Source organism: Pseudomonas sp. NPDC089407 (assembly GCF_044900445.1).
Lineage (GTDB): Bacteria > Pseudomonadota > Gammaproteobacteria > Pseudomonadales > Pseudomonadaceae > Aquipseudomonas.
Window position 1 is genome coordinate 17,484 of record NZ_JBJDNB010000033.1, and the last position, 22,891, is coordinate 40,374.

Annotated in this window: 21 protein-coding genes and 2 tRNA genes; 21 read left to right on the top strand and 2 right to left on the bottom strand. The window is 60.2% G+C overall.

The features are described 5' to 3' along the window. The first annotated feature begins 64 nt into the window (after positions 1 to 64). The 4 genes from carA to ACI2KG_RS22455 all read left to right on the top strand — a co-directional run bounded on the left by carA (position 65) and on the right by ACI2KG_RS22455 (position 5,425). Positions 65 to 1,201, top strand: a complete 1,137-nt coding sequence (gene carA / locus ACI2KG_RS22440) for a glutamine-hydrolyzing carbamoyl-phosphate synthase small subunit (RefSeq protein WP_400618419.1) — start codon at positions 65 to 67, stop codon at positions 1,199 to 1,201. A gap of 105 nt (positions 1,202 to 1,306) precedes the next feature. Next, entirely contained in the window at positions 1,307 to 4,528 is a 3,222-nt protein-coding gene (carB, locus tag ACI2KG_RS22445; protein WP_404663340.1) for a carbamoyl-phosphate synthase large subunit, read from the top strand. Further along, the gene (gene greA, locus ACI2KG_RS22450) at positions 4,525 to 5,007 is read left to right on the top strand and encodes a transcription elongation factor GreA (protein WP_016501645.1); all 483 of its coding nucleotides are present in this window, start codon (positions 4,525 to 4,527) and stop codon (positions 5,005 to 5,007) included. The genes carB and greA overlap by 4 nt, the downstream gene beginning before the upstream one ends. After that, positions 4,985 to 5,425, top strand: coding sequence for an MFS transporter (locus ACI2KG_RS22455; RefSeq protein ID WP_085625696.1), 441 nt, complete (start codon positions 4,985 to 4,987; stop codon positions 5,423 to 5,425). Before greA ends, ACI2KG_RS22455 begins: the two co-directional genes overlap by 23 nt. 159 nt (positions 5,426 to 5,584) lie before the next feature. Here ACI2KG_RS22455 and ACI2KG_RS22460 read toward each other — a convergent pair whose 3' ends face one another. Then, positions 5,585 to 5,893 carry a YhbY family RNA-binding protein gene (locus tag ACI2KG_RS22460; RefSeq protein ID WP_400618426.1) on the bottom strand — a complete coding sequence of 103 codons (309 nt, stop codon included), beginning with the start codon at positions 5,891 to 5,893 and terminating at the stop codon, positions 5,585 to 5,587. Positions 5,894 to 5,995: 102 nt separating this feature from the next. Here ACI2KG_RS22460 and rlmE point away from each other — a divergent pair, with 102 nt between their 5' ends. From rlmE to ACI2KG_RS22540, 16 genes are all read left to right on the top strand, one after another. Then, positions 5,996 to 6,622 (top strand): 23S rRNA (uridine(2552)-2'-O)-methyltransferase RlmE, encoded by a 627-nt coding sequence (gene rlmE / locus ACI2KG_RS22465; protein WP_201200023.1) that lies wholly within the window; start codon positions 5,996 to 5,998, stop codon positions 6,620 to 6,622. A 203-nt stretch (positions 6,623 to 6,825) separates the two neighbouring features. Beyond that, positions 6,826 to 8,730, top strand: coding sequence for an ATP-dependent zinc metalloprotease FtsH (gene ftsH, locus ACI2KG_RS22470; RefSeq protein WP_404663341.1), 1,905 nt, complete (start codon positions 6,826 to 6,828; stop codon positions 8,728 to 8,730). Positions 8,731 to 8,738: 8 nt separating this feature from the next. Further along, complete coding sequence (gene folP / locus ACI2KG_RS22475; protein ID WP_404663342.1) at positions 8,739 to 9,590, top strand: dihydropteroate synthase; 852 nt, start codon at positions 8,739 to 8,741, stop codon at positions 9,588 to 9,590. A 16-nt stretch (positions 9,591 to 9,606) separates the two neighbouring features. Then, complete coding sequence (gene glmM, locus ACI2KG_RS22480; protein WP_404663343.1) at positions 9,607 to 10,947, top strand: phosphoglucosamine mutase; 1,341 nt, start codon at positions 9,607 to 9,609, stop codon at positions 10,945 to 10,947. 65 nt (positions 10,948 to 11,012) lie between these two features. Then, positions 11,013 to 11,768 carry a triose-phosphate isomerase gene (tpiA, locus tag ACI2KG_RS22485; protein WP_201200014.1) on the top strand — a complete coding sequence of 252 codons (756 nt, stop codon included), beginning with the start codon at positions 11,013 to 11,015 and terminating at the stop codon, positions 11,766 to 11,768. A gap of 4 nt (positions 11,769 to 11,772) precedes the next feature. Continuing rightward, a complete protein-coding gene (secG, locus tag ACI2KG_RS22490; protein ID WP_016489169.1) occupies positions 11,773 to 12,171 on the top strand; it encodes a preprotein translocase subunit SecG in 399 nt (132 codons plus the stop codon). A 21-nt stretch (positions 12,172 to 12,192) separates the two neighbouring features. Continuing rightward, positions 12,193 to 12,278 (top strand) — tRNA-Leu (locus ACI2KG_RS22495). 100 nt (positions 12,279 to 12,378) lie between these two features. After that, positions 12,379 to 12,455, top strand: a tRNA-Met gene (locus tag ACI2KG_RS22500). A gap of 130 nt (positions 12,456 to 12,585) precedes the next feature. Further along, positions 12,586 to 13,044, top strand: a complete 459-nt coding sequence (gene rimP, locus ACI2KG_RS22505; protein ID WP_400618438.1) for a ribosome maturation factor RimP — start codon at positions 12,586 to 12,588, stop codon at positions 13,042 to 13,044. A 59-nt stretch (positions 13,045 to 13,103) separates the two neighbouring features. Further along, the gene (gene nusA / locus ACI2KG_RS22510; RefSeq protein WP_201200013.1) at positions 13,104 to 14,585 is read left to right on the top strand and encodes a transcription termination factor NusA; all 1,482 of its coding nucleotides are present in this window, start codon (positions 13,104 to 13,106) and stop codon (positions 14,583 to 14,585) included. A 27-nt stretch (positions 14,586 to 14,612) separates the two neighbouring features. Further along, positions 14,613 to 17,141 (top strand): translation initiation factor IF-2, encoded by a 2,529-nt coding sequence (gene infB / locus ACI2KG_RS22515; protein ID WP_404663344.1) that lies wholly within the window; start codon positions 14,613 to 14,615, stop codon positions 17,139 to 17,141. Between the two features lie 116 nt (positions 17,142 to 17,257). Next, positions 17,258 to 17,656 carry a 30S ribosome-binding factor RbfA gene (gene rbfA, locus ACI2KG_RS22520; protein ID WP_201200009.1) on the top strand — a complete coding sequence of 133 codons (399 nt, stop codon included), beginning with the start codon at positions 17,258 to 17,260 and terminating at the stop codon, positions 17,654 to 17,656. A gap of 3 nt (positions 17,657 to 17,659) precedes the next feature. Beyond that, positions 17,660 to 18,577, top strand: a complete 918-nt coding sequence (gene truB, locus ACI2KG_RS22525) for a tRNA pseudouridine(55) synthase TruB (RefSeq protein ID WP_404663345.1) — start codon at positions 17,660 to 17,662, stop codon at positions 18,575 to 18,577. A gap of 147 nt (positions 18,578 to 18,724) precedes the next feature. After that, the gene (rpsO, locus tag ACI2KG_RS22530; protein WP_012274241.1) at positions 18,725 to 18,994 is read left to right on the top strand and encodes a 30S ribosomal protein S15; all 270 of its coding nucleotides are present in this window, start codon (positions 18,725 to 18,727) and stop codon (positions 18,992 to 18,994) included. A 250-nt stretch (positions 18,995 to 19,244) separates the two neighbouring features. Further along, positions 19,245 to 21,350 (top strand): polyribonucleotide nucleotidyltransferase, encoded by a 2,106-nt coding sequence (gene pnp / locus ACI2KG_RS22535; protein WP_400618451.1) that lies wholly within the window; start codon positions 19,245 to 19,247, stop codon positions 21,348 to 21,350. A gap of 263 nt (positions 21,351 to 21,613) precedes the next feature. Continuing rightward, positions 21,614 to 21,964 carry a BON domain-containing protein gene (locus tag ACI2KG_RS22540; protein WP_021784324.1) on the top strand — a complete coding sequence of 117 codons (351 nt, stop codon included), beginning with the start codon at positions 21,614 to 21,616 and terminating at the stop codon, positions 21,962 to 21,964. A gap of 77 nt (positions 21,965 to 22,041) precedes the next feature. On the opposite strand, the gene ACI2KG_RS22545 is transcribed toward ACI2KG_RS22540, so the two are convergent. Beyond that, a complete protein-coding gene (locus tag ACI2KG_RS22545; protein ID WP_404663346.1) occupies positions 22,042 to 22,344 on the bottom strand; it encodes a putative quinol monooxygenase in 303 nt (100 codons plus the stop codon). A 60-nt stretch (positions 22,345 to 22,404) separates the two neighbouring features. Between ACI2KG_RS22545 and ACI2KG_RS22550 the strand changes: the two genes are divergently transcribed. Continuing rightward, positions 22,405 to 22,818: a VOC family protein gene (locus ACI2KG_RS22550; RefSeq protein WP_404663347.1), complete on the top strand. Its 414-nt coding sequence runs from the start codon at positions 22,405 to 22,407 to the stop codon at positions 22,816 to 22,818. The last annotated feature ends 73 nt before the right edge of the window (positions 22,819 to 22,891 follow it).

The following is a 22,891-nucleotide window of genomic DNA, read 5'->3' on the forward strand; positions in this document are numbered from 1 at the left end:
TACGTCACTCCGCTTTTTTGCAACCTGCGATCGCCCTTTCATGCTTGATTTACGGGAGGTCTTCTTGACAAAGCCAGCCATACTCGCCCTTGCCGACGGCAGTATTTTCCGCGGTGAAGCCATCGGTGCCGACGGTCAGACCGTTGGTGAGGTGGTATTCAACACCGCTATGACCGGCTACCAGGAAATCCTTACAGACCCTTCCTACGCGCAGCAAATCGTTACCCTGACCTACCCGCACATCGGCAACACCGGTACCACCCCGGAAGACGCCGAGTCGAACCGCGTTTGGTCCGCTGGCCTGGTCATCCGTGACCTGCCGCTGCTGGCCAGCAACTGGCGTAACACCCAGTCGCTGCCTGAATACCTCAAGGCCAACAACGTCGTTGCCATCGCCGGCATCGACACCCGTCGCCTGACCCGTATCCTGCGTGAAAAGGGCGCCCAGAACGGCTGCATCCTCGCCGGTGACAACATCAGCGAAGAAGCCGCCATCGCCGCAGCCCGTGGTTTCCCGGGCCTGAAAGGCATGGACCTGGCCAAGGTCGTTTCCACCAAGGAACGCTACGAGTGGCGCTCCAGCGTGTGGGAGCTGAAAACCGACAGCCACCCGACCCTCGACGCTGCCGACCTGCCGTACCACGTGGTTGCCTTCGACTACGGCGTCAAGCTGAACATCCTGCGCATGCTGGTTGCCCGTGGCTGCCGCGTGACCGTGGTCCCGGCCCAGACCCCGGCCAGCGAAGTGCTGGCACTCAACCCGGACGGCGTGTTCCTGTCCAACGGCCCGGGTGACCCGGAGCCATGCGACTACGCCATCCAGGCGATCAAGGAAATCCTCGAGACCGAGATCCCGGTATTCGGCATCTGCCTTGGCCACCAGCTGCTGGCCCTGGCTTCCGGTGCCAAGACCGTGAAAATGGGCCATGGCCACCACGGTGCCAACCACCCGGTCCAGGACCTGGACACCGGTGTGGTCATGATCACCAGCCAGAACCACGGCTTTGCCGTTGACGAGGCCACCTTGCCGGGCAACGTCCGCGCCATCCACAAGTCGCTGTTCGACGGCACCCTGCAGGGTATTGAGCGTACCGACAAGAGCGCGTTCAGCTTCCAGGGCCACCCTGAAGCGAGCCCAGGCCCGACCGACGTCGCGCCACTGTTCGATCGTTTCACCGATGCCATGGCCAAGCGCCGCTGAGCATCCTGCTTCAAGGCCCCGGGCCGGCACACGCCGCGCCCGGCAGCGCCTGACCCAGATTGTTCAAAGCGGCTTGCCGACTGACCCCGGATTTGAGTGACCACCATGCCAAAACGTACAGACATCAAAAGCATCCTGATTCTCGGCGCTGGCCCGATCGTGATCGGCCAGGCCTGCGAATTCGACTACTCCGGCGCCCAGGCCTGTAAAGCCCTGCGCGAGGAAGGTTTCCGCGTCATCCTGGTGAACTCCAACCCAGCCACCATCATGACTGACCCGGCCATGGCCGATGCCACCTACATCGAGCCGATCAAGTGGCAGTCGGTGGCCAAGATCATCGAGAAAGAGCGCCCGGACGCCGTCCTGCCGACCATGGGTGGCCAGACTGCCCTGAACTGCGCCCTGGACCTGGAGCGCCACGGCGTTCTGGAAAAGTTCGGCGTAGAGATGATCGGTGCCAACGCCGACACCATCGACAAGGCTGAAGACCGTTCGCGCTTCGACAAGGCCATGAAGGACATCGGCCTGGAGTGCCCGCGCTCCGGTATCGCCCACAGCATGGAAGAGGCCAATGCGGTCCTCGAGAAGCTCGGCTTCCCATGCATCATCCGCCCATCGTTCACCATGGGCGGCACTGGCGGCGGTATTGCCTACAACCGTGAAGAATTCGAAGAAATCTGCACCCGTGGTCTGGACCTGTCGCCGACTAAAGAGCTGCTGATCGACGAATCGCTGATCGGCTGGAAAGAGTACGAGATGGAAGTGGTCCGTGACAAAAAGGACAACTGCATCATCGTCTGCTCGATCGAGAACTTCGACCCGATGGGCGTGCACACCGGCGACTCGATCACTGTTGCCCCGGCGCAGACCCTGACCGACAAGGAATACCAGATCATGCGCAACGCCTCGCTGGCGGTGCTGCGTGAAATCGGTGTGGAAACCGGCGGTTCGAACGTGCAGTTCGGCATTTGCCCGGACACCGGCCGCATGGTCGTGATCGAGATGAACCCGCGCGTTTCGCGTTCGTCCGCTCTGGCTTCGAAAGCTACCGGCTTCCCGATCGCCAAGATCGCCGCCAAGCTGGCCATCGGTTACACTCTCGACGAACTGCAGAACGACATCACCGGCGGCCGCACTCCGGCTTCCTTCGAGCCGTCGATCGACTACGTTGTCACCAAGCTGCCACGTTTCGCCTTCGAGAAATTCCCGAAAGCCGACGCCCGCCTGACCACCCAGATGAAATCCGTGGGTGAAGTCATGGCCATCGGCCGTACCTTCCAGGAATCCCTGCAGAAAGCCCTGCGCGGCCTGGAAGTGGGCGCCTGTGGCCTCGACCCGAAAGTCGACCTGGCCAGCCCGGAAGCCGCCAGCATCCTCAAGCGCGAATTGACCGTGCCGGGTGCCGAGCGTATCTGGTATGTCGCCGACGCCATGCGTTCGGGCATGACCTGCGAAGAAATCTTCAACCTGACCGGCATCGACATGTGGTTCCTGGTGCAGATGGAAGACCTGATCAAGGAAGAAGAGAAGGTCAAGACCCTGGCCCTGTCGGCGATCGACAAGGACTACATGCTGCGCCTCAAGCGCAAGGGCTTCTCTGACCAGCGCCTGGCTGTGCTGCTGGGTATCACGGACAAGAACCTGCGCCGTCACCGGCACAAGTTGGAAGTGTTCCCGGTGTACAAGCGCGTCGACACCTGCGCCGCCGAGTTCGCCACCGACACCGCTTACCTGTACTCCACCTACGAGGAAGAGTGCGAGGCCAACCCGTCGACCCGCGACAAGATCATGATCCTGGGTGGCGGGCCGAACCGTATTGGCCAAGGCATCGAGTTCGACTACTGCTGCGTACACGCAGCCCTGGCGTTGCGTGAAGACGGTTACGAGACCATCATGGTCAACTGCAACCCGGAAACCGTCTCCACCGACTACGACACCTCCGACCGCCTGTACTTCGAGCCGCTGACCCTGGAAGACGTGTTGGAAGTGTGCCGCGTCGAGAAGCCGAAAGGCGTTATCGTCCACTACGGCGGCCAGACCCCGCTGAAGCTGGCCCGCGCCCTGGAAGAAGCCGGCGTACCGATCATCGGTACCAGCCCGGACGCCATCGACCGCGCCGAAGACCGTGAGCGCTTCCAGCAGATGGTTCAGCGCCTGAATCTGCTGCAGCCGCCAAACGCCACCGTGCGCAGCGAAGAAGAAGCCATCCGCGCGGCTGGCGGCATCGGCTACCCGCTGGTGGTGCGCCCGTCCTACGTACTGGGCGGCCGCGCCATGGAAATCGTCTACGAACTGGACGAGCTCAAGCGCTACCTGCGTGAAGCGGTACAGGTGTCCAACGACAGCCCGGTGCTGCTCGACCACTTCCTCAACTGCGCCATCGAGATGGACGTGGATGCGGTATGCGACGGTACCGATGTGGTGATCGGCGCCATCATGCAGCACATCGAACAGGCGGGCGTTCACTCCGGTGACTCGGCGTGCTCGCTGCCTCCTTACTCGCTGAGCAAGGAAGTGCAGGACGAAGTCCGCGTACAGGTCAAGAAAATGGCCCTGGAGCTGGGCGTGGTCGGCCTGATGAACGTGCAGTTGGCCCTGCAGGGCGACAAGATCTATGTGATCGAAGTCAACCCGCGTGCTTCGCGTACCGTTCCGTTCGTGTCCAAGTGCATCGGCACTTCCCTGGCGATGATCGCGGCCCGCGTCATGGCGGGCAAAACCCTGAAAGAGCTGGGTTTCACCCAGGAAATCATCCCGAACTTCTACAGCGTCAAGGAAGCCGTTTTCCCGTTCGCGAAGTTCCCGGGGGTTGACCCGATCCTCGGCCCTGAGATGAAATCGACCGGTGAAGTCATGGGTGTCGGTGACAGCTTCGGTGAAGCCTTCGCCAAGGCCCAGATGGGTGCCAGCGAAGTGCTGCCGACCGGCGGTACTGCGTTCATCAGCGTGCGTGACGACGACAAGCCACAAGTGGCTGGCGTTGCCCGCGACCTGATCGCCCTGGGCTTCGAAGTGGTTGCTACTGCCGGCACCGCCAAGGTTATCGAAGCGGCTGGCCTGAAAGTGCGCCGTGTGAACAAAGTGACCGAAGGTCGCCCGCACGTGGTCGACATGATCAAGAACGACGAAGTCTCGCTGATCATCAACACTACCGAAGGCCGCCAGTCGATCGCCGATTCCTACTCGATTCGTCGCAATGCGCTGCAGCACAAGATTTACTGCACCACTACCATTGCGGCTGGTGAAGCCATCTGCGAAGCGCTGAAATTTGGTCCGGAAAAGACCGTTCGTCGCTTGCAAGATCTGCATGCAGGACTCAAAGCATGAGCATTACCAAGTACCCGATGACCGTCCAGGGCGCTCGCGCCCTGGAAGAGGAGCACCTGTTCCTGAGCAAGACCGAGCGCCCGCGCCTGAGCCAGGCCATCGGTGAGGCCCGTGAGCTGGGTGACCTCAAGGAAAACGCCGAATACCATGCTGCCCGCGAAGAGCAGGGCATGGTCGAGGCGCGTATCCGTGATATCGAAGGCCGCCTGCAGAACTCGGTGGTAATCGATGTGACCACCATTGCCCACACCGGCAAGGTCATCTTCGGAACCACTGTAGAACTGGCCAATACCGAAACCGACGAGCGGGTTAAATACCAGATCGTTGGTGAGGATGAAGCCAACATCAAGCTCGGCAAGCTTTCGGCCAGCGCGCCGATTGCCCGTGCCATTATCGGCAAGGAAGAAGGCGACATCGTCGTCATCAAGACGCCAAGCGGCACGGTCGAGTACGAGATTGTCGAAGTCCAGCACATCTGACCGGCGCCTGCGGGCGCCATCCCTCGAGGGGATCCTCTGGCAACTGGCCCAGGTATTCTGGGTCGGGGGCCTGTGGGTGTTCCATGTGGGCCTGGTGCCTGCGCTCAAGGTCAGTGGCCTGGCGCCGCTGCTGGTGCAGGATATCGCCGGGCAGATCGACCGCTGGTTGATCGGCGTGGCGTTGCTTGGCTTGTTGACCCAGCTGGCAGTGCTGGCAAGGGTGGACGGCCTGGCGGCCTGGTGGCGGCAATTCCGTGGCCAGATGCTGTTGCTCGGCTTCGGCGCTTGCGTGGGGTATTACACCTTGCGCTACGGCATTTCCGTAGGCGAGCGCTGGCAGATGTTTTGCTTCCTGGTACTGGGCTTTTCCGGCATCGTGCTGGTGGCCCAGCCGGTGCCGGTCAAGGCCCGGCGCTAGCCCAGGCTACCGCGGGCCCTTGTAGGAGCGGCCTTGTGTCGCGATGGGCTGCGAAGCAGCCCCCAGATATCAGCTTAACCACAGATATTGCAGGGGGCTGCTTCGCAGCCCATCGCGACACAAGGCCGCTCCTACACAGGTCTCGTGCTGTCTGTGCCGTTACTTGTAACGGTGGATGTTGGACAGCTGCTTGTTCGGCTGCGGGTTCTTGCGGTAGATCAGGGCTTTCTTGCCGATGGTCTGCACCAGCTCGGCACGGCCGGCCTTGCACAGCTCGGCAATGGTCACGGCGCGCTCTTCACGATCTTCCGAACGGATTTCGACCTTGATCAGCTCGTGGTCGACCAGCGCGCGCTCCAGTTCGGCGATGACGCCTTCATTTAAACCGTTGCCAGCAACGATCAGGACCGGCTTCAGGTCATGACCAATGGACTTGTATTGCTTCTTCTGCTCGTTATTGAGCGGCATAATCTGACCCTTTCCGTCTGATTCTGTAAAATTGACCGGCATTTTACCCGAGGGCCACCGGCTCCGCCCAGTCAATCACGACGCATATCATCGAGGTGCCCCGTGGTACAACGTTCCAAAAGCAGCGCAAACTGGCTGCGAGAGCATTTCAACGATCCTTTTGTGAAACAGGCACAGAAGGATGGCTACCGCTCGCGTGCGAGCTACAAACTGCTGGAGATCCAGGAGAAAGACCGCCTGATTCGCCCCGGCATGAGTGTAATCGACCTTGGCGCGGCCCCCGGTGGCTGGTCGCAGGTGACCAGTCGTCTGATTGGTGGCCAGGGCCGCCTGATCGCTTCCGACATCCTGGAAATGGACTCGATCCCTGACGTGACCTTCATTCAGGGCGACTTCACCGATGACGCCGTGCTGCAGCAGATCCTGCAGGCGGTCGGTGATTCTCATGTAGACCTTGTGATTTCCGACATGGCCCCCAATATGAGTGGTACGCCCGAAGTGGACATGCCGCGCGCCATGTTCCTCTGCGAGCTGGCCCTGGACCTGGCAACCCGCGTGCTGAAGCCTGGCGGTGATTTCCTGATCAAGATTTTCCAGGGTGAAGGCTTCGACATGTACCTGAAGGATGTGCGCACCAAGTTCGACAAGGTGCAAATGCGCAAGCCGTCCTCTTCGCGGGATCGTTCGCGTGAGCAGTACTTGTTGGGTAAAGGTTTCAAAGGCGCTTGAAAGGCGTGAAGCGTGGTGGCTGATAGTTATTTCCAATCGGCCACCGCGTCAGGATCGTCCGAACTTCGTGTAGTCTAGCTTTCACAAAGGGTTACAGACGGTGCCTGCGGCTGCGTAGGTAATGTAGTAAGTTAGGGCGATGAATATCATGCGAGGCACGGCTGCGTCGTGCGCCGGCCTCAGAGGGTAGCGAATTGAACGACATGGCAAAGAATCTGATCCTGTGGTTGATCATCGCAGCTGTCCTGGTGACAGTGATGAACAACTTCTCCAGCCCTAACGAGCCGCAGACCCTCAACTACTCCGACTTCATCCAGCAGGTCAAGGATGGCAAGGTCGAGCGTGTGACCGTCGATGGCTACATCATTACCGGCAAGCGCGCTGACGGCGACAGTTTCAAGACCGTGCGCCCGGCCATTACCGACAATGGGCTGATCGGCGACCTGGTCGACAATCACGTGATTGTCGAGGGCAAGCAGCCCGAGCAGCAGAGTATCTGGACGCAGCTGTTGGTTGCGAGCTTCCCGATCCTGGTGATCATTGCCGTGTTCATGTTCTTCATGCGCCAGATGCAAGGCGGTGCAGGCGGCAAGGGCGGGCCGATGAGTTTCGGCAAGAGCAAGGCGCGCCTGCTGTCCGAAGACCAGGTCAAGACTACCCTGGCTGACGTTGCTGGTTGCGACGAGGCCAAGGAAGAGGTTGGCGAGCTGGTCGAGTTTTTGCGCGACCCGGGCAAGTTCCAGCGCCTGGGTGGCCGTATTCCGCGTGGCGTGCTGATGGTTGGCCCGCCCGGTACCGGTAAGACCCTGCTGGCCAAGGCCATTGCTGGTGAAGCGAAAGTGCCGTTTTTCACCATTTCCGGTTCGGACTTCGTGGAAATGTTCGTCGGTGTCGGTGCCAGCCGTGTACGCGACATGTTCGAACAGGCCAAGAAGCACGCCCCATGCATCATCTTCATCGACGAGATCGACGCCGTGGGTCGCCACCGTGGCGCCGGCATGGGCGGTGGTCACGACGAGCGTGAGCAAACCCTCAACCAGTTGCTGGTAGAGATGGACGGCTTCGAGATGAACGATGGCATCATCGTCATCGCTGCCACCAACCGCCCGGACGTACTCGACCCTGCACTGCTGCGCCCTGGCCGTTTCGACCGCCAGGTGGTGGTCGGCCTGCCGGATATCCGCGGTCGCGAGCAAATCCTCAAGGTACACATGCGCAAGGTGCCGGTTGGCGAAAACGTCAACCCGGCCGTCATCGCCCGTGGTACCCCGGGCTTCTCCGGTGCCGACCTGGCCAACCTGGTCAACGAAGCTTCGCTGTTTGCTGCACGCTCCAACAAGCGCCTGGTCGAAATGAAAGAGTTCGAACTGGCCAAGGACAAGATCATGATGGGCGCCGAGCGCAAGACCATGGTCATGTCGGAAAAGGAAAAGCGCAACACGGCCTATCACGAGGCTGGCCACGCCATCGTCGGTCGCCTGGTGCCTGAGCACGACCCGGTCTACAAGGTTTCGATCATCCCGCGGGGTCGCGCCCTGGGTGTGACCATGTTCCTGCCGGAGGAAGACCGCTACAGCCTGTCCAAGCGTGCGCTGATCAGCCAGATCTGCTCGCTGTATGGGGGCCGTATTGCCGAAGAGATGACCCTGGGCTTCGATGGCGTGACGACTGGCGCGTCCAACGACATCATGCGTGCAAGCCAGATCGCTCGTAACATGGTTACCAAGTGGGGCCTGTCCGAGAAGCTCGGCCCGCTGATGTATGCGGAGGAAGAGGGTGAAGTGTTCCTTGGTCGCAGTGCCGGCAGCCAGCACGCCAGTGTGTCCGGCGAAACGGCCAAGCTGATCGACTCCGAGGTGCGCAGCATCATCGATCAGTGCTACGCCACGGCCAAGCAACTGCTGGTCGATAACCGCGACAAGCTCGAAGCGATGACCGAAGCGCTGATGAAGTATGAGACCATTGATGCCGATCAGATCGACGATATCATGGCTGGGCGTACGCCGCGTGAGCCGCGTGACTGGGACGATGACAAGGATTCGGGCACGCCTGCTGCCCAGAATGATCGTCCGGAATCGCCAATCGGCGGCCCGGCAGCTCAACACTAAGGGCATCTATGAGCTCAGTGCAGTACCCGACCCGGTTGCCTTGCGGCAACCGGGTTCTTGATTTGTCGCGTACCCATGTCATGGGTATTCTCAATATCACCCCCGATTCCTTCTCCGATGGCGGGCGCTTCAATCAGCGCGACGAGGCCTTGCGCCATGCCGAGGCGATGGCTGCCGCTGGCGCCACGCTGATTGACATCGGTGGCGAGTCCACCCGCCCGGGTGCACGTGCCGTTTCGGTAACCGAAGAGCTGGAGCGCGTGGCACCCATGGTCGAGGCGATCAACAGCCGTCTCGATGTGGTCATCTCGGTCGATACCTCCACGCCGGCCGTCATGCGGGAGTCTGCGCGCCTTGGTGCCGGGCTGATCAACGACGTGCGTGGTCTGGAGCGTGATGGCGCCCTGGATGCTGCTGCCGCTACCGGCCTGCCGGTGTGCCTGATGCATATGCGTGGCGAGCCGGGCAACATGCAGGACAATCCGCATTACGACGATGTGACTGCCGACGTTGCGCGCTATCTTGAACAGCGTATGGCCGCTTGCGCATTGGTAGGCATCCCGGCGGAACGCATCATCCTTGACCCGGGCTTCGGGTTCGCCAAGACGCTGGCGCACAACCTGAGCCTGTTCAAACACATGGAAGCGCTCTATCGCCTTGGGCGGCCGCTGCTGGTGGGTGTTTCACGAAAGAGCATGATCGGCCTGACGCTGGAACGTCCGGTCGGTGAGCGTTTGTACGGCAGCCTGGCGCTGGCAGCATTGGCCATGACCAAGGGCGCTAGCATCCTGCGTGTTCATGACGTGGCCGAAACTGTCGATGTCGTGCGCATGATCGCTGCAGTGCAGAACGCCGAATAAGAACCTTGGAGTCCCTATGAGCAGAAAATACTTTGGTACCGACGGCATTCGTGGCCGCGTCGGCGAATACCCGATCACACCGGACTTCATGCTGAAGCTTGGCTGGGCGGCCGGCATGGCCTTCCGCAAGCTGGGCCACTGTCGGGTCCTGGTGGGTAAGGACACGCGTATCTCCGGCTACATGTTCGAGTCCGCACTTGAGGCCGGCCTGTCTGCCGCAGGTGCCGACGTGATGCTGCTCGGGCCGATGCCGACACCGGCCATCGCCTATTTGACACGTACCTTCCACGCTGAAGCCGGTATCGTCATCAGCGCCTCGCACAACCCGCACGATGACAACGGCATCAAGTTCTTCTCGGGGCAGGGCACCAAGCTGCCAGATGAAGTCGAGCTGATGATCGAGGAACTGCTCGACCAGCCGATGACCGTTGTCGAGTCGAGCAGGCTGGGCAAGGTTTCGCGCATCAACGATGCCGCTGGCCGCTACATCGAATTCTGCAAGAGCAGCGTACCGAGCAGCACCAGCTTTGCCGGCCTCAAGCTGGTGGTCGATTGTGCCCATGGTGCCACCTACAAGGTTGCCCCAAGCGTGTTCCGCGAGCTAGGCGCCGACGTAACCGTGCTGCACGCCCAGCCGGACGGCCTGAACATCAACGAAGGCTGCGGCTCGACCCATATCGAATCGCTGCAGGCTGCGGTGCTGGTAGGCCATGCCGACCTCGGTATCGCCTTTGACGGTGACGGCGACCGCGTGCTGATGGTCGACCACACCGGCGCCATTGTCGATGGTGACGAATTGCTGTTCATCATCGCCCGCGACTTGCATGACCGTGGGAAGCTGCAGGGCGGGGTAGTGGGTACGCTCATGAGCAACCTGGGCCTTGAGCTTGCGCTGAAAGACCTGGATATCCCGTTTGTACGGGCCAAGGTCGGCGACCGTTACGTCATGGCCGAGCTGCTGGAGCGTGAGTGGCTGATCGGTGGCGAAAACTCCGGCCACGTCGTGTGCTGCAACCACACCACTACCGGCGACGCGATCATCGCCGCGCTGCAGGTGCTGATGGCGCTCAAGCGCCGCGGGGAGACCCTGTCCCAGGCCCGTCAGGCCCTGCGCAAGTGCCCGCAGGTGCTGATCAATGTGCGCTTCGGGGCGAGCAAGGTCGACCCGCTGGAGCACCCGGCGGTCAAGGAAGCCAGCGCCAAGGTCACCGAAGCTCTGGCCGGTCGTGGGCGTGTGCTGTTGCGCAAATCCGGCACCGAGCCGCTGGTGCGGGTCATGGTCGAGGGTGAAGACGAAAGCCAGGTGCGCGGCCATGCCGAAGCATTGGCCAAACTGGTCAGCGAAGTTTGTGTCTGAAGGCGCTTGCCAGCGCAGATCTGGTTGGGTAAGATCTGCGCCCACTTTGACCGACGAGGTAAAGCATGCGTCGCCCTATGGTAGCTGGTAACTGGAAGATGCACGGTACCCGCGCTAGCGTCGCTGAGCTGACCGAAGGCTTGAGCAATCTCGCCTTGCCGAGCGGAGTGGAAGTCGCGGTATTTCCACCGGCCCTGTTCATCAATCAAGTGGTTGATGGCCTGGCAGGTAAAGAAATTACTGTCGGCGCACAGAATTCTGCTGTACAACCCGAACAGGGTGCGCTGACCGGGGAAGTTGCTCCCGAGCAGCTGGTTGAAGCAGGTTGCAAGTTGGTGTTGATTGGTCACTCGGAGCGCCGCCAGATCATTGGTGAAACCGACGAAGTGCTCAATCGCAAGTTTGCAGCGGCCCAGGCCAAAGGTTTGAAGCCAGTGCTTTGCATCGGGGAAACCCTTGAAGAGCGCGAGGCTGGCAAAACGCTCGAAGTTGTCGGGCGTCAACTAAGCAGTATCATCGAAGCATTCGGTGTTAAGGCTTTTGCCAATGCAGTAATTGCCTATGAGCCTGTATGGGCCATCGGCACCGGCCTTACGGCCACGCCACAGCAGGCCCAGGATGTGCACGCCGCCATCCGCGGCCAGCTGGCGGCAGAAGATGCTGAAGTGGCTGCGAAGGTGCAGTTGCTCTACGGCGGCAGCGTGAAGGCGGCCAATGCGGCCGAACTGTTCGGCATGCCGGATATCGATGGGGGGCTCATTGGTGGGGCTTCCCTGAACGCAGACGAATTCGGTGCAATTTGTCGCGCCGCAGGAAACTGAACAAATGCTGGAAACAGTCATCGTTGTTTTTCATCTGTTGGCAGCGCTGTCGCTTGTAGTGCTGGTGCTGTTGCAACAGGGTAAAGGTGCTGAAGCAGGTGCATCTTTCGGCGCGGGTGCTTCTAATACCGTGTTCGGGAGCCAAGGCTCTGCAACGTTCCTAAGTAAATTCACTGCTATACTCGCTGCCACTTTCTTTTTGACAGCACTTGGGTTAGGATACTTCGCGAAGCAACAAGCTCACCAGCTTAGCCAAGCAGGTCTTCCAGATCCAGCTGTGCTAGAAGTGAAAGAGCCGCAAAAACCGGCAGTTAATGATGATGTACCGGTGCTCCAGCAGCAGAAGAGTGAAACCACCAATAACACGGGTGATGTACCTCCTCCGGCACAAGAGCAGAAGTAACGGGTTTCAAGTAGTAGTATTGCCGAGGTGGTGGAATTGGTAGACACGCAACCTTGAGGTGGTTGTGCCCATAGGGTGTAGGGGTTCGAGTCCCCTTCTCGGTACCAATTGAAGCTTGAGAGCCCGCTTTAGCGGGCTTTCTTGCAGGTGAAGGTTAAGATTTGACCCTCAACAGGGTTCGGTCTTATACTTTCGCCCCAGCTTTGTCGCGGGGTGGAGCAGCTTGGTAGCTCGTCGGGCTCATAACCCGAAGGTCGTTGGTTCAAATCCAGCCCCCGCAACCAGCTTCAGCGGAGCCCCTTTTCAGGGGCTTTTTGCTAACCGAACAGTTTTCGGCGTCGTTGTCCAACGGCGCTTTCAGGGATGGGCGCTTCGCCCATTTTTTATTTGCACAGCATGCACGAGGGGGTTCAGGTGTCGAGCAAGCTAGAACAGTTGCAGGCCTTGTTGGCCCCGGTTGTCGAGGGTCTGGGCTATCAGTGCTGGGGGATCGAGTTCGTTTCCCAGGGTAAGCATTCGGTACTGCGCATCTACATCGACAAGGAAGGCGGCATCCTGGTGGAGGACTGCGAAGCGGTCAGTCGTCAGGCCAGCGCCATTCTCGATGTGGAAGATCCAATCAGCAGTGAGTACACCCTCGAGGTGTCTTCTCCCGGCATGGATCGCCCACTGTTCACTTTGGAACAGTTTGCCTCGCATGCCGGCGAACAAGTGAAGATCAAGCTGCGCTCACCCTTCGAGGGTCGTCGTAACTTCCAGGGCCTTCTCCGCGGTGTGGAGGAGCAGGACGTGGTGGTCCAGGTGGACAACCAGGAATTCCTTCTGCCGATCGACTCGATCGACAAGGCCAATATTATTCCCAGTTTTGACTGAGACGTGCCGGGCCCGGCGCACTATCCGGGCCCAATGGCTTGCGCAAGGCGAGGCGTACGATGAGCAAAGAAGTACTGCTGGTTGTTGAATCGGTATCCAACGAAAAAGGTGTACCGCCCGGCGTCATTTTCGAAGCGCTGGAAGTGGCCTTGGCCACTGCAACCAAAAAACGTTTTGAGGACGAAGTCGACCTGCGTGTGGAAATCAACCGCCACACCGGTAGCTACGAGACGTTCCGTCGCTGGACCGTGGTCGACGAAAACGACCTGGACGATCCGGCGATCGAAACCTGGCTGGACAAGATCAAGGACACTCACCCGGAAGCGAAAATCGGTGACGTGATCGAAGAAAAGATCGAGTCCATCGAGTTCGGCCGTATCGCCGCGCAGACCGCCAAGCAGGTCATCGTGCAGAAGGTCCGTGAGGCCGAGCGTGCCCAGGTGGTCGATGCCTATCGCGAACGCGTTGGCGAGATCATCTCCGGTACCGTGAAAAAGGTTACCCGCGACAACGTCATCGTTGACCTGGGCAACAACGCCGAGGCCTTGCTGGCCCGCGAAGACATCATTCCGCGCGAAACCTTCCGTGTTGGCGTGCGCCTGCGTGCGCTGCTCAAGGAAATTCGCACTGAAAACCGTGGCCCTCAGCTGATCCTGTCGCGCACTGCGCCACAGATGCTGATCGAGCTTTTCCGCATTGAAGTGCCGGAAATTGCCGAGGGCCTGATCGAAGTCATGGCCGCTTCCCGTGATCCGGGTTCGCGAGCCAAGATCGCCGTCCGCTCCAAGGACAAGCGCATCGACCCGCAAGGTGCCTGTATCGGCATGCGGGGTTCGCGCGTCCAGGCCGTATCCGGGGAGTTGGGTGGTGAGCGTGTGGATATCGTCCTGTGGGACGATAACCCGGCGCAGTTCGTCATCAACGCCATGTCGCCGGCTGAAGTCGCGGCGATCATCGTTGATGAAGATGCCCATGCCATGGACATCGCCGTCGCCGAGGACAACCTGGCCCAGGCCATTGGCCGTGGCGGTCAGAACGTTCGTCTTGCCAGTCAGCTGACCGGCTGGACCCTGAACGTGATGACCGAGAAGGATATCCAGGCCAAGCAACAGGCCGAAACCGGTGACATCCTGCGCAATTTCATCGATGAACTGGAAGTCGACGAGGAGCTGGCCCAAGTGCTGGTCGACGAAGGCTTTACCAGCCTCGAAGAAATTGCCTACGTACCGTTGGAAGAAATGCTCAACATCGATGGCTTTGACGAAGATATCGTCAATGAGCTCCGCGCTCGAGCCAAGGACCGTTTGTTGACCAAGGCCATCGCTACCGAAGAAAAACTGGCAGACGCCCACCCGGCCGAAGACCTGCTCTCCCTTGAGGGCATGGACAAGGACCTGGCGGCTGAACTGGCGGTGCGCGGCGTGGTTAACCGCGAAGACCTGGCCGAGCAGTCGATCGACGATCTGCTCGACATCGACGGCATCGACGAAGAGCGTGCCGGCAAGTTGATCATGGCCGCCCGAGCCCACTGGTTCGAGTAATTAGGCGCGGCCTGAGGAGAGAAGTGCATGACGCAAGTCACGGTGAAAGAACTGGCCCAAGAGGTCGAGGCACCGGTAGAGCGCCTGCTGCAGCAGATGCGTGAGGCAGGTCTGCCGCACACCGACGCCGGTCAGGTAGTGACCGACAATGAGAAGCAGACCCTGCTGACTCATTTGAAAAGCAGCCACAAGAGCAAGGCGGAAGAGCCGCGCAAGATTACCTTGCAGCGCAAAACCACCAGCACCCTGCGTGTCGCCGGTAGCAAGAGCATCAGCGTAGAAGTACGCAAGAAGAAAGTTTTCGTTCAGCGTAGCCCGGAAGAAATCCAGGCTGAGCAGAAGCGTGAGCTGGAAGAGCGTCGCGCGGCTGAAAATGCCGCTCGCGACAAGGTTGACGCTGAAGTTCGCCAGCGCAACGAGGAGCAGGCTCGCCGTCAGGCGGCCGAAGCCCCGGCTGCTGCCCCTGCGCCTGCCGCCAAGCCTGCACCAGCCCCGGCTGCTGCACCGGCCCCGGTGGTCGCTGACGCACCTGCGTCCGAAGACGCCGCAGCCCGTGCTGCCGAGCGCAAGAAGGACGAGACCCGTCGCAACGAAAGCCGCACCCGTGATGACGACCGTCGTCGTGGCGAGGCCCCTCGTGTGTCGATCAAGGTCAAGGTCAAGGAGAAGGAAAAGGCTCCGACTCCACGTGCCGCTCCGCGCACTACCGACGAAGAGAGCGATGGCGCTCGTCGTGGTCGCGGTGGCAAGGGCAAGCTGAAGAAGCGTAACCAGCACGGCTTCCAGAACCCGACCGGTCCTGTCATCCGTGACGTGACCATCGGCGAAACCATCACGGTTTCCGAGCTGGCCAACCAGATGTCCGTGAAGGGCGCTGAAGTGGTCAAGTTCATGTTCAAGATGGGTACCCCGGTTACCATCAACCAGGTACTCGACCAGGAAACCGCTCAGCTGATCGCAGAAGAGCTGGGCCACAAGGTCACCCTGGTCAGCGATACCGCCCTGGAAGACTCCCTGGCCGAATCGCTGAAGTTCGAAGGCCAGACCGAGTCGCGCGCGCCAGTGGTTACCGTCATGGGTCACGTTGACCATGGCAAGACCTCGCTGCTCGACTACATCCGTCGTGCCAAGGTTGCTGCTGGCGAAGCCGGTGGTATTACCCAGCACATCGGCGCCTACCACGTGGAAACCGACCGCGGCATGGTCACCTTCCTCGACACCCCAGGCCACGCTGCGTTTACCCAGATGCGTGCCCGTGGTGCCAAGGCGACCGACATCGTCATCCTGGTGGTGGCGGCGGACGACGGCGTGATGCCGCAAACCCGTGAAGCGGTGCAGCATGCCAAGGCAGCTGGCGTTCCACTGGTTGTTGCCGTGAACAAGATCGACAAGCCGGGTGCCGACCTCGATCGCATCCGTAACGAACTGTCGGTCGAAGGCGTGACCTCCGAGGAATGGGGTGGTGACACGCCATTCGTCAAGGTTTCGGCGAAGATGGGTACCGGTGTAGACGAACTGCTCGAAGCCGTCCTGCTGCAGGCCGAGATCCTTGAGCTGAAGGCTACCCCGACCGCTCCAGGTCGTGGTGTCGTGGTCGAGTCGCGCCTGGACAAGGGCCGTGGCCCAGTGGCAACCATCCTGGTTCAGGACGGTACCCTGCGTCAGGGCGACATGGTCCTGTGCGGTTCCAACTATGGCCGCGTGCGTGCCATGCTCGACGAGAACGGCAAGCCTGTGAAGGAAGCCGGCCCGTCGATCCCGGTCGAAATCCTCGGCCTGGACGGTACCCCGGAAGCCGGTGACGAGCTGTCCGTGGTGGCTGACGAGAAGAAAGCCCGCGAAGTTGCCCTGTTCCGTCAAGGCAAGTACCGCGAGGTCAAGCTGGCCCGTGCTCACGCCGGCAAGCTGGAAAACATCTTCGAGACCATGGGTCAGGAAGAGAAGAAAACCCTCAACATCGTTCTCAAGACCGATGTGCGTGGTTCTCTGGAAGCACTGCAGGGCTCGCTCGGCGGCCTGGGCAACGACGAAGTGCAAGTGCGCGTAATTGGTGGTGGTGTCGGTGGTATCACCGAGAGCGACGCCAACCTGGCACTGGCTTCGAACGCAGTACTGTTCGGCTTCAACGTGCGTGCCGATGCCGGCGCGCGCAAGATCGTCGAGCAGGAAGGTCTGGATATGCGTTACTACAACGTGATCTACGACATCATCGAAGACGTCAAGAAGGCCCTGACCGGTATGCTCGGCAGCGATGTTCGCGAGAACATCCTGGGTGTCGCCGAAGTACGTGACGTGTTCCGTTCGCCGAAGTTCGGCGCCATCGCTGGCTGTATGGTCATCGAGGGTACCGTGTACCGCAACCGTCCGATCCGCGTACTGCGCGACGACGTTGTGATCTTCGAAGGCGAACTGGAATCGCTGCGTCGCTTCAAGGACGACGCCTCCGAAGTCCGTTCGGGCATGGAGTGCGGTATTGGCGTCAAGAGCTACAACGACGTCAAGGTCGGCGACAAGATCGAAGTCTTCGAGAAAGTCCAGGTGGCTCGTACCCTTTAAGGGCGAGCAAGCCGCAAGCGCCCGCTACAGGGCGGCTTGCGGTACCTCTTCAGGTGGCGCCCGGTCAGGCTCAGGTCTGTCCGGGCGTTTGCCGCTTTAAGTTACAGGTAGCAAGAATGGCCAAAGAATATAGCCGTACCCAACGTATTGGCGATCAGATGCAGCGCGAGCTGGCCGAGCTGATCCGCCGCGAAGTCAAGGACCCGCGTGTCGGCCTGGTGACCATCACCGCCGTGGATGTCAGCCGTGACCTGGGCCATGCCAAGGTGTTCATCACCGTCATGGGCGAGGAAACCCCGGACGCCGTGCAGCAGTCGCTGAAGGCACTGAACAGCGCTGCCAGCTTCCTGCGTTTGCACCTGGGGCGTTCGATGCAACTGCGCAGCGTGCCGCAACTGCACTTCCACTTCGATGAAAGTGTCAGCCGCGGTGTACACCTGTCGGCGCTGATCGAGCGTGCAGTGGCCGAAGACCGCCAGCACAAGGAAGCTGACGAGCCGGACACCAAGGAGTAAGCGGTGGCCCAGGTCAAACGTATCCGCCGCAACGTCAGCGGCATCATCCTGCTCGACAAGCCGCTGGGCTTTACCTCCAACGCCGCGCTGCAGAAAGTGCGCTGGCTGCTCAACGCGGAAAAGGCCGGCCACACCGGTAGCCTCGACCCGTTGGCGACCGGCGTACTGCCGTTGTGCTTCGGCGAAGCGACCAAGTTTTCGCAGTACCTGCTCGATTCCGACAAGGGCTACGAAACCGTCATGCAGATGGGGCAGACTACCAACACCGGCGACGCCGAAGGAGAGGTACTGCGAACCCGCGAGGTGACCGTTGGTCGCACCGACATCGAGGCCCTGCTGCCACGTTTTCGTGGCCCGATCAGCCAGATACCGCCGATGTACTCGGCGCTCAAGCGTGACGGCCAGCCGCTGTACAAGCTGGCACGTGCAGGAGAGGTAGTGGAGCGCGAGGCGCGTTCTGTTACTATTAACCGCTTGGAGTTGCTCGAGTGCGAAGGCACCCGTGCACGGTTGAGCGTAGGATGCAGCAAAGGCACCTATATCCGTACCCTGGTGGAGGATATTGGCGAGGCCCTTGGTTGCGGCGCCTATGTCGCCGAGTTGCGCAGGACCCAGGCCGGGCCCTTCGCGCTGGCACAGACGGTCACCCTCGAGGAACTCGAACAGGCCCACGCCGAAGGCGGCAACGAAGCGCTCGATCGCTTCCTGATGCCATCGGACAGCGGCTTGCAGGACTGGCCAATGGTCAGCCTGTCCGAACACAGTGCGTTCTACTGGCTGCATGGGCAGGCGGTACGTGCGCCGGACGCGCCACAGTTTGGCATGGTCCGGGTACAGGATCACAATGGGCGCTTCATCGGTATCGGTGAAGTGAGCGAAGACGGGCGCATTGCGCCGCGTCGGCTAATTCGGTCGGAATGACCGAAACCGCAGGGTAAAGCAGTTGCCGAACCCTACGGAATCAAGGGTGGCTGTCAGTAGGCACGGTCACACCTTTTTTATTAATACAGGGATTTGTCCCTGGCCTATTGGACCCCGCTTGCGGGATCCGTTATCAGGAGAAGCCAAATGGCCCTCAGCGTTGAAGAAAAAGCTCAAATCGTTACCGACTTCCAGCAAGCCGCTGGCGACACTGGTAGCCCGGAAGTTCAGGTTGCTCTGCTGACCGCGAACATCAACAAGCTGCAAGGCCACTTCAAGGCCAACGGTAAAGACCACCACTCCCGTCGTGGCCTGATCCGTATGGTTAACCAGCGTCGTAAGCTGCTGGACTACCTGAAGGGCAAAGACACCACTCGTTACAGCGCCCTGATCGGTCGCCTGGGCCTGCGTCGCTAATAGCGGCCAGGTCAGTGGTGTGCCTGGCGTGTCGCAAGCTTCGGCTATGCTGTTTCGCAGCATCGTCGTCGGTCACGCCACGCGTATCTCCGAGGTTGGCAGCCTGGTTGTGCTGAGCGGTTTACCGCGCAGCAGCCAGGCTCCCAGCCTCGTGTTGTATCTGGACGGTCAATGGGGCCGATTCCCCGTTCTGCCCAAGAATTCGCAAGAAACCAGTTCCCCCAAGAGCCACTGAAAAAGGTAGGAAACCGTGAACCCGGTAATCAAGACTTTCCAGTTCGGTCAATCGACCGTTACTCTCGAAACGGGCCGTATTGCCCGTCAGGCAACCGGCGCCGTGCTGGTTACCGTCGACAACGACGTCACCGTGCTGGTGACTGTGGTAGGCGCCAAACAGGCTGATCCAGGCAAGGGCTTCTTCCCGCTGTCGGTTCACTACCAGGAAAAGACCTACGCCGCCGGCAAGATCCCGGGTGGCTTCTTCAAGCGTGAAGGCCGTCCTTCCGAGAAAGAGACGCTGACCTCGCGCCTGATCGACCGTCCGATCCGCCCGCTGTTCCCGGAAGGCTTCATGAACGAAGTGCAGGTCGTCTGCACCGTGGTTTCCACCAGCAAGAAGACCGACCCGGACATCGCTGCGATGATCGGTACCTCGGCTGCCCTGGCCATCTCCGGCATTCCGTTCGAAGGCCCGATCGGCGCCGCCCGTGTTGCCTTCCATGAAAGCACCGGCTACCTGTTGAACCCGACCTACGAGCAACTGGCTGCCTCGAGCCTGGACATGGTCGTTGCCGGTACCTCCGACGCCGTACTGATGGTTGAATCGGAAGCACAAGAGCTGACCGAAGACCAGATGCTGGGTGCCGTACTGTTCGCCCACGACGAATTCCAGGCTGTTATCCAGGCTGTCAAAGAGCTGGCTGCCGAAGCCGCCAAGCCGACCTGGGACTGGAAACCTGCCGTTGCCAACACCGAGCTGTTCAACGCCATCCGCGCCGAGTTCGGCGAAGCGGTTTCGCAGGGCTACACCATCACCGTCAAGGCTGACCGCTACGCGCGCCTGGGCGAGCTGCGTGACCAAGCTGTTGCCAAGTTCTCCGGTGAAGAAGGCCAGCCTTCGGCCTCCGAAGTCAAAGACATCTTCGGCGAAATCGAATACCGCACCGTTCGCGAAAACATCGTTAACGGCAAGCCACGTATCGACGGCCGCGACACCAAGACCGTACGCCCGCTGAACATCGAAGTAGGTGTGCTGCCGAAAACTCACGGTTCGGCGCTGTTCACCCGTGGTGAAACCCAGGCCCTGGTCGTTGCGACCCTGGGTACTGCCCGTGACGCCCAGCTGCTGGACACCCTTGAAGGCGAGAAGAAAGACCCCTTCATGCTGCACTACAACTTCCCACCGTTCTCGGTAGGTGAGTGTGGCCGCATGGGCGGTGCTGGCCGTCGTGAAATCGGCCACGGCCGTCTGGCCCGCCGTTCGGTCCAGGCCATGCTGCCTGCCGCTGACGTGTTCCCGTACACCATCCGCGTGGTTTCGGAAATCACCGAATCCAACGGTTCCAGCTCCATGGCTTCGGTCTGCGGTGCTTCCCTGGCCCTGATGGACGCCGGTGTACCGATGAAGGCGCCAGTAGCCGGTATCGCCATGGGTCTGGTCAAGGAAGGCGACAAGTTCGCGGTCCTGACCGACATCCTCGGTGACGAAGACCACCTGGGCGACATGGACTTCAAGGTAGCTGGTACCGCCAAAGGCGTTACCGCGCTGCAGATGGACATCAAGATCAACGGCATCACCGAAGAGATCATGGAAATCGCCCTGGGCCAGGCCCTGGAAGCGCGCCTGAACATCCTCGGTCAGATGAACCAGATCATCGGTCAGTCGCGTACCGAGCTGTCGGCCAACGCCCCGACCATGATCGCGATGAAGATCGACACCGACAAGATCCGTGACGTGATCGGCAAAGGCGGCGCCACCATTCGCGCCATCTGCGAAGAAACCAAGGCTTCGATCGACATCGAAGACGATGGCTCGATCAAGATCTTCGGCGAAACCAAGGAAGCGGCAGAAGCTGCCAAGCAGCGCATCCTGGGCATTACCGCAGAAGCCGAGATCGGCAAGATCTACGTCGGCAAGGTTGAGCGCATCGTCGACTTCGGCGCCTTCGTCAACATCCTGCCTGGCAAGGACGGCCTGGTGCACATCTCCATGCTGAGCGATGCTCGCGTCGAGAAAGTCACCGACATCCTGAAAGAAGGCCAGGAAGTCGAAGTACTGGTACTGGACGTGGACAACCGCGGCCGTATCAAGCTGTCGATCAAAGACGTTGCTGCGGCGAAAGCCTCGGGCGTCTAAGCGACAGACGCAACATGGAAAGGGCCCTTCGGGGCCCTTTTTTTTCATGCGTCGCGGGAACCTTTTGCGGACTTGCATCTTGCATGCAGGTTTACCGCGCGGATTGCAAAATGCACGAAACCGCAAAGGGCGGCTTATAGCTAACTTATTGATTTATAAGGGTTTAAGCGAAACGGTAAAGCTGGCACAACGCATGCAACTACCTTCATATCTGACGCCAGGACATACGGCGCAGACCTTTCAAATAAACAGGAGTGACTCACATGAAGAAGTTCGCCATTGCTGCCGCTACTGCAACCGCTCTGACCCTGACCATGGCTAACGGTGCCTTCGCTGCCGAGCCAACCCAGGCTCCAGTCATGTTGGCTGCCAACACTGTTGACAACGCCAAGCAAGAAGGCTCCGACACTTGGATCACCACCAAGGTCAAAGCTGACCTGCTGACTGAAAAAGGCATTCCAGGCAGCGACATCAAAGTCGAGACCAGCCAAGGTGTTGTTTCCCTGTCTTCCGATGTAAAAGTCACCGAATCGCAGAAAGAAGAAGCTGTACGCATTACCAAGAACATCAAAGGCGTCAAGAGCGTAATGTCTGACGGCCTGAAAGCTGAATAAGGAATGTCCCGTCGGCCAAATGGATTTGGCCACCGTTACCGAAAGCCCTGGCCCATGCCAGGGCTTTTTCTTTCAACTCAGCACACCGGATTACGCGCGATAACATCGCTCTCAAAACATTCCTGCTCGACGATCAGCGGCTCCACCAGCGGTCTGCTGTCACGGAAGTGCGCCGTTTGGGTGTGTGCCTCATAGGCGGCATCGTCGCAGTAGATCTCGTACAGGTAGATGACCTCCGGGTCTGCGCGGTCTTGCGACACATCGAACACCAGGCAACCCGGCTCAGTGGCCACCGAAGCGGCGGCATTGACCTTGATCGCGCTAAGGAAAGCGTCGACACATCCGGGTTTCACGCGGGTCTTGATGAACAGGCTATACACAAATCTTTCCTTTTGTTTTAAATTCAATATCGAATTGTATACAAAAAAGGAGCCTAGCCAATGTCCCAATTGCCTGCACGCCCTGGTCGCTTGAATGGCCTGCGCCATATTGCCTTGCTGGTACCCAACCTTGAGGAGTGCGAACGCTTCTATGTCGATGTGCTGGGTATGGAAGTGCTGAACCGCGCCAATGAAGACTTGGTGTACCTGACCTGCGGTAATGACAACCTGTCGCTGGGGCGCGGAGCAGGGGCGGCCAATGGGCTGCAGACCCTGGACCACTATGGGTTCATCGTCGACAGTGTCGAGGAACTGGAGGCCTGGTATGCGTACTTCAAGGCCCGAGGGGTGACCTTGCTTGACCGGCCATTCAACCATGGGGACGGTGCGCGCAGCTTCCACCTGCTGGACCCGGCGGGGAACAAGGTACAACCGCTGTATCACCCGGCGGTGTCGGGGCAGCGGTTGGTCTGACGCCTGTGCCGGCGTCTTCGCGGGTGAACCCGCTCCCACAGGGATTGCGCATGGCTCAAGGCCTGTGTGTTAC

Coding starts and splice junctions, on each gene's coding strand:
- ACI2KG_RS22460 (WP_400618426.1), bottom strand. CDS start 5,893: ATGCCGCTCAATAACGAGCAGAAGAAGCAATACAAGTCCATTGGTCAT.
- glmM (WP_404663343.1), top strand. CDS start 9,607: ATGAGCAGAAAATACTTTGGTACCGACGGCATTCGTGGCCGCGTCGGC.
- rpsO (WP_012274241.1), top strand. CDS start 18,725: ATGGCCCTCAGCGTTGAAGAAAAAGCTCAAATCGTTACCGACTTCCAG.
- ACI2KG_RS22550 (WP_404663347.1), top strand. CDS start 22,405: ATGTCCCAATTGCCTGCACGCCCTGGTCGCTTGAATGGCCTGCGCCAT.
- ACI2KG_RS22540 (WP_021784324.1), top strand. CDS start 21,614: ATGAAGAAGTTCGCCATTGCTGCCGCTACTGCAACCGCTCTGACCCTG.
- rbfA (WP_201200009.1), top strand. CDS start 17,258: ATGGCCAAAGAATATAGCCGTACCCAACGTATTGGCGATCAGATGCAG.
- ftsH (WP_404663341.1), top strand. CDS start 6,826: ATGGCAAAGAATCTGATCCTGTGGTTGATCATCGCAGCTGTCCTGGTG.
- nusA (WP_201200013.1), top strand. CDS start 13,104: ATGAGCAAAGAAGTACTGCTGGTTGTTGAATCGGTATCCAACGAAAAA.
- folP (WP_404663342.1), top strand. CDS start 8,739: ATGAGCTCAGTGCAGTACCCGACCCGGTTGCCTTGCGGCAACCGGGTT.
- greA (WP_016501645.1), top strand. CDS start 4,525: ATGAGCATTACCAAGTACCCGATGACCGTCCAGGGCGCTCGCGCCCTG.
- secG (WP_016489169.1), top strand. CDS start 11,773: ATGCTGGAAACAGTCATCGTTGTTTTTCATCTGTTGGCAGCGCTGTCG.
- infB (WP_404663344.1), top strand. CDS start 14,613: ATGACGCAAGTCACGGTGAAAGAACTGGCCCAAGAGGTCGAGGCACCG.
- tpiA (WP_201200014.1), top strand. CDS start 11,013: ATGCGTCGCCCTATGGTAGCTGGTAACTGGAAGATGCACGGTACCCGC.
- carB (WP_404663340.1), top strand. CDS start 1,307: ATGCCAAAACGTACAGACATCAAAAGCATCCTGATTCTCGGCGCTGGC.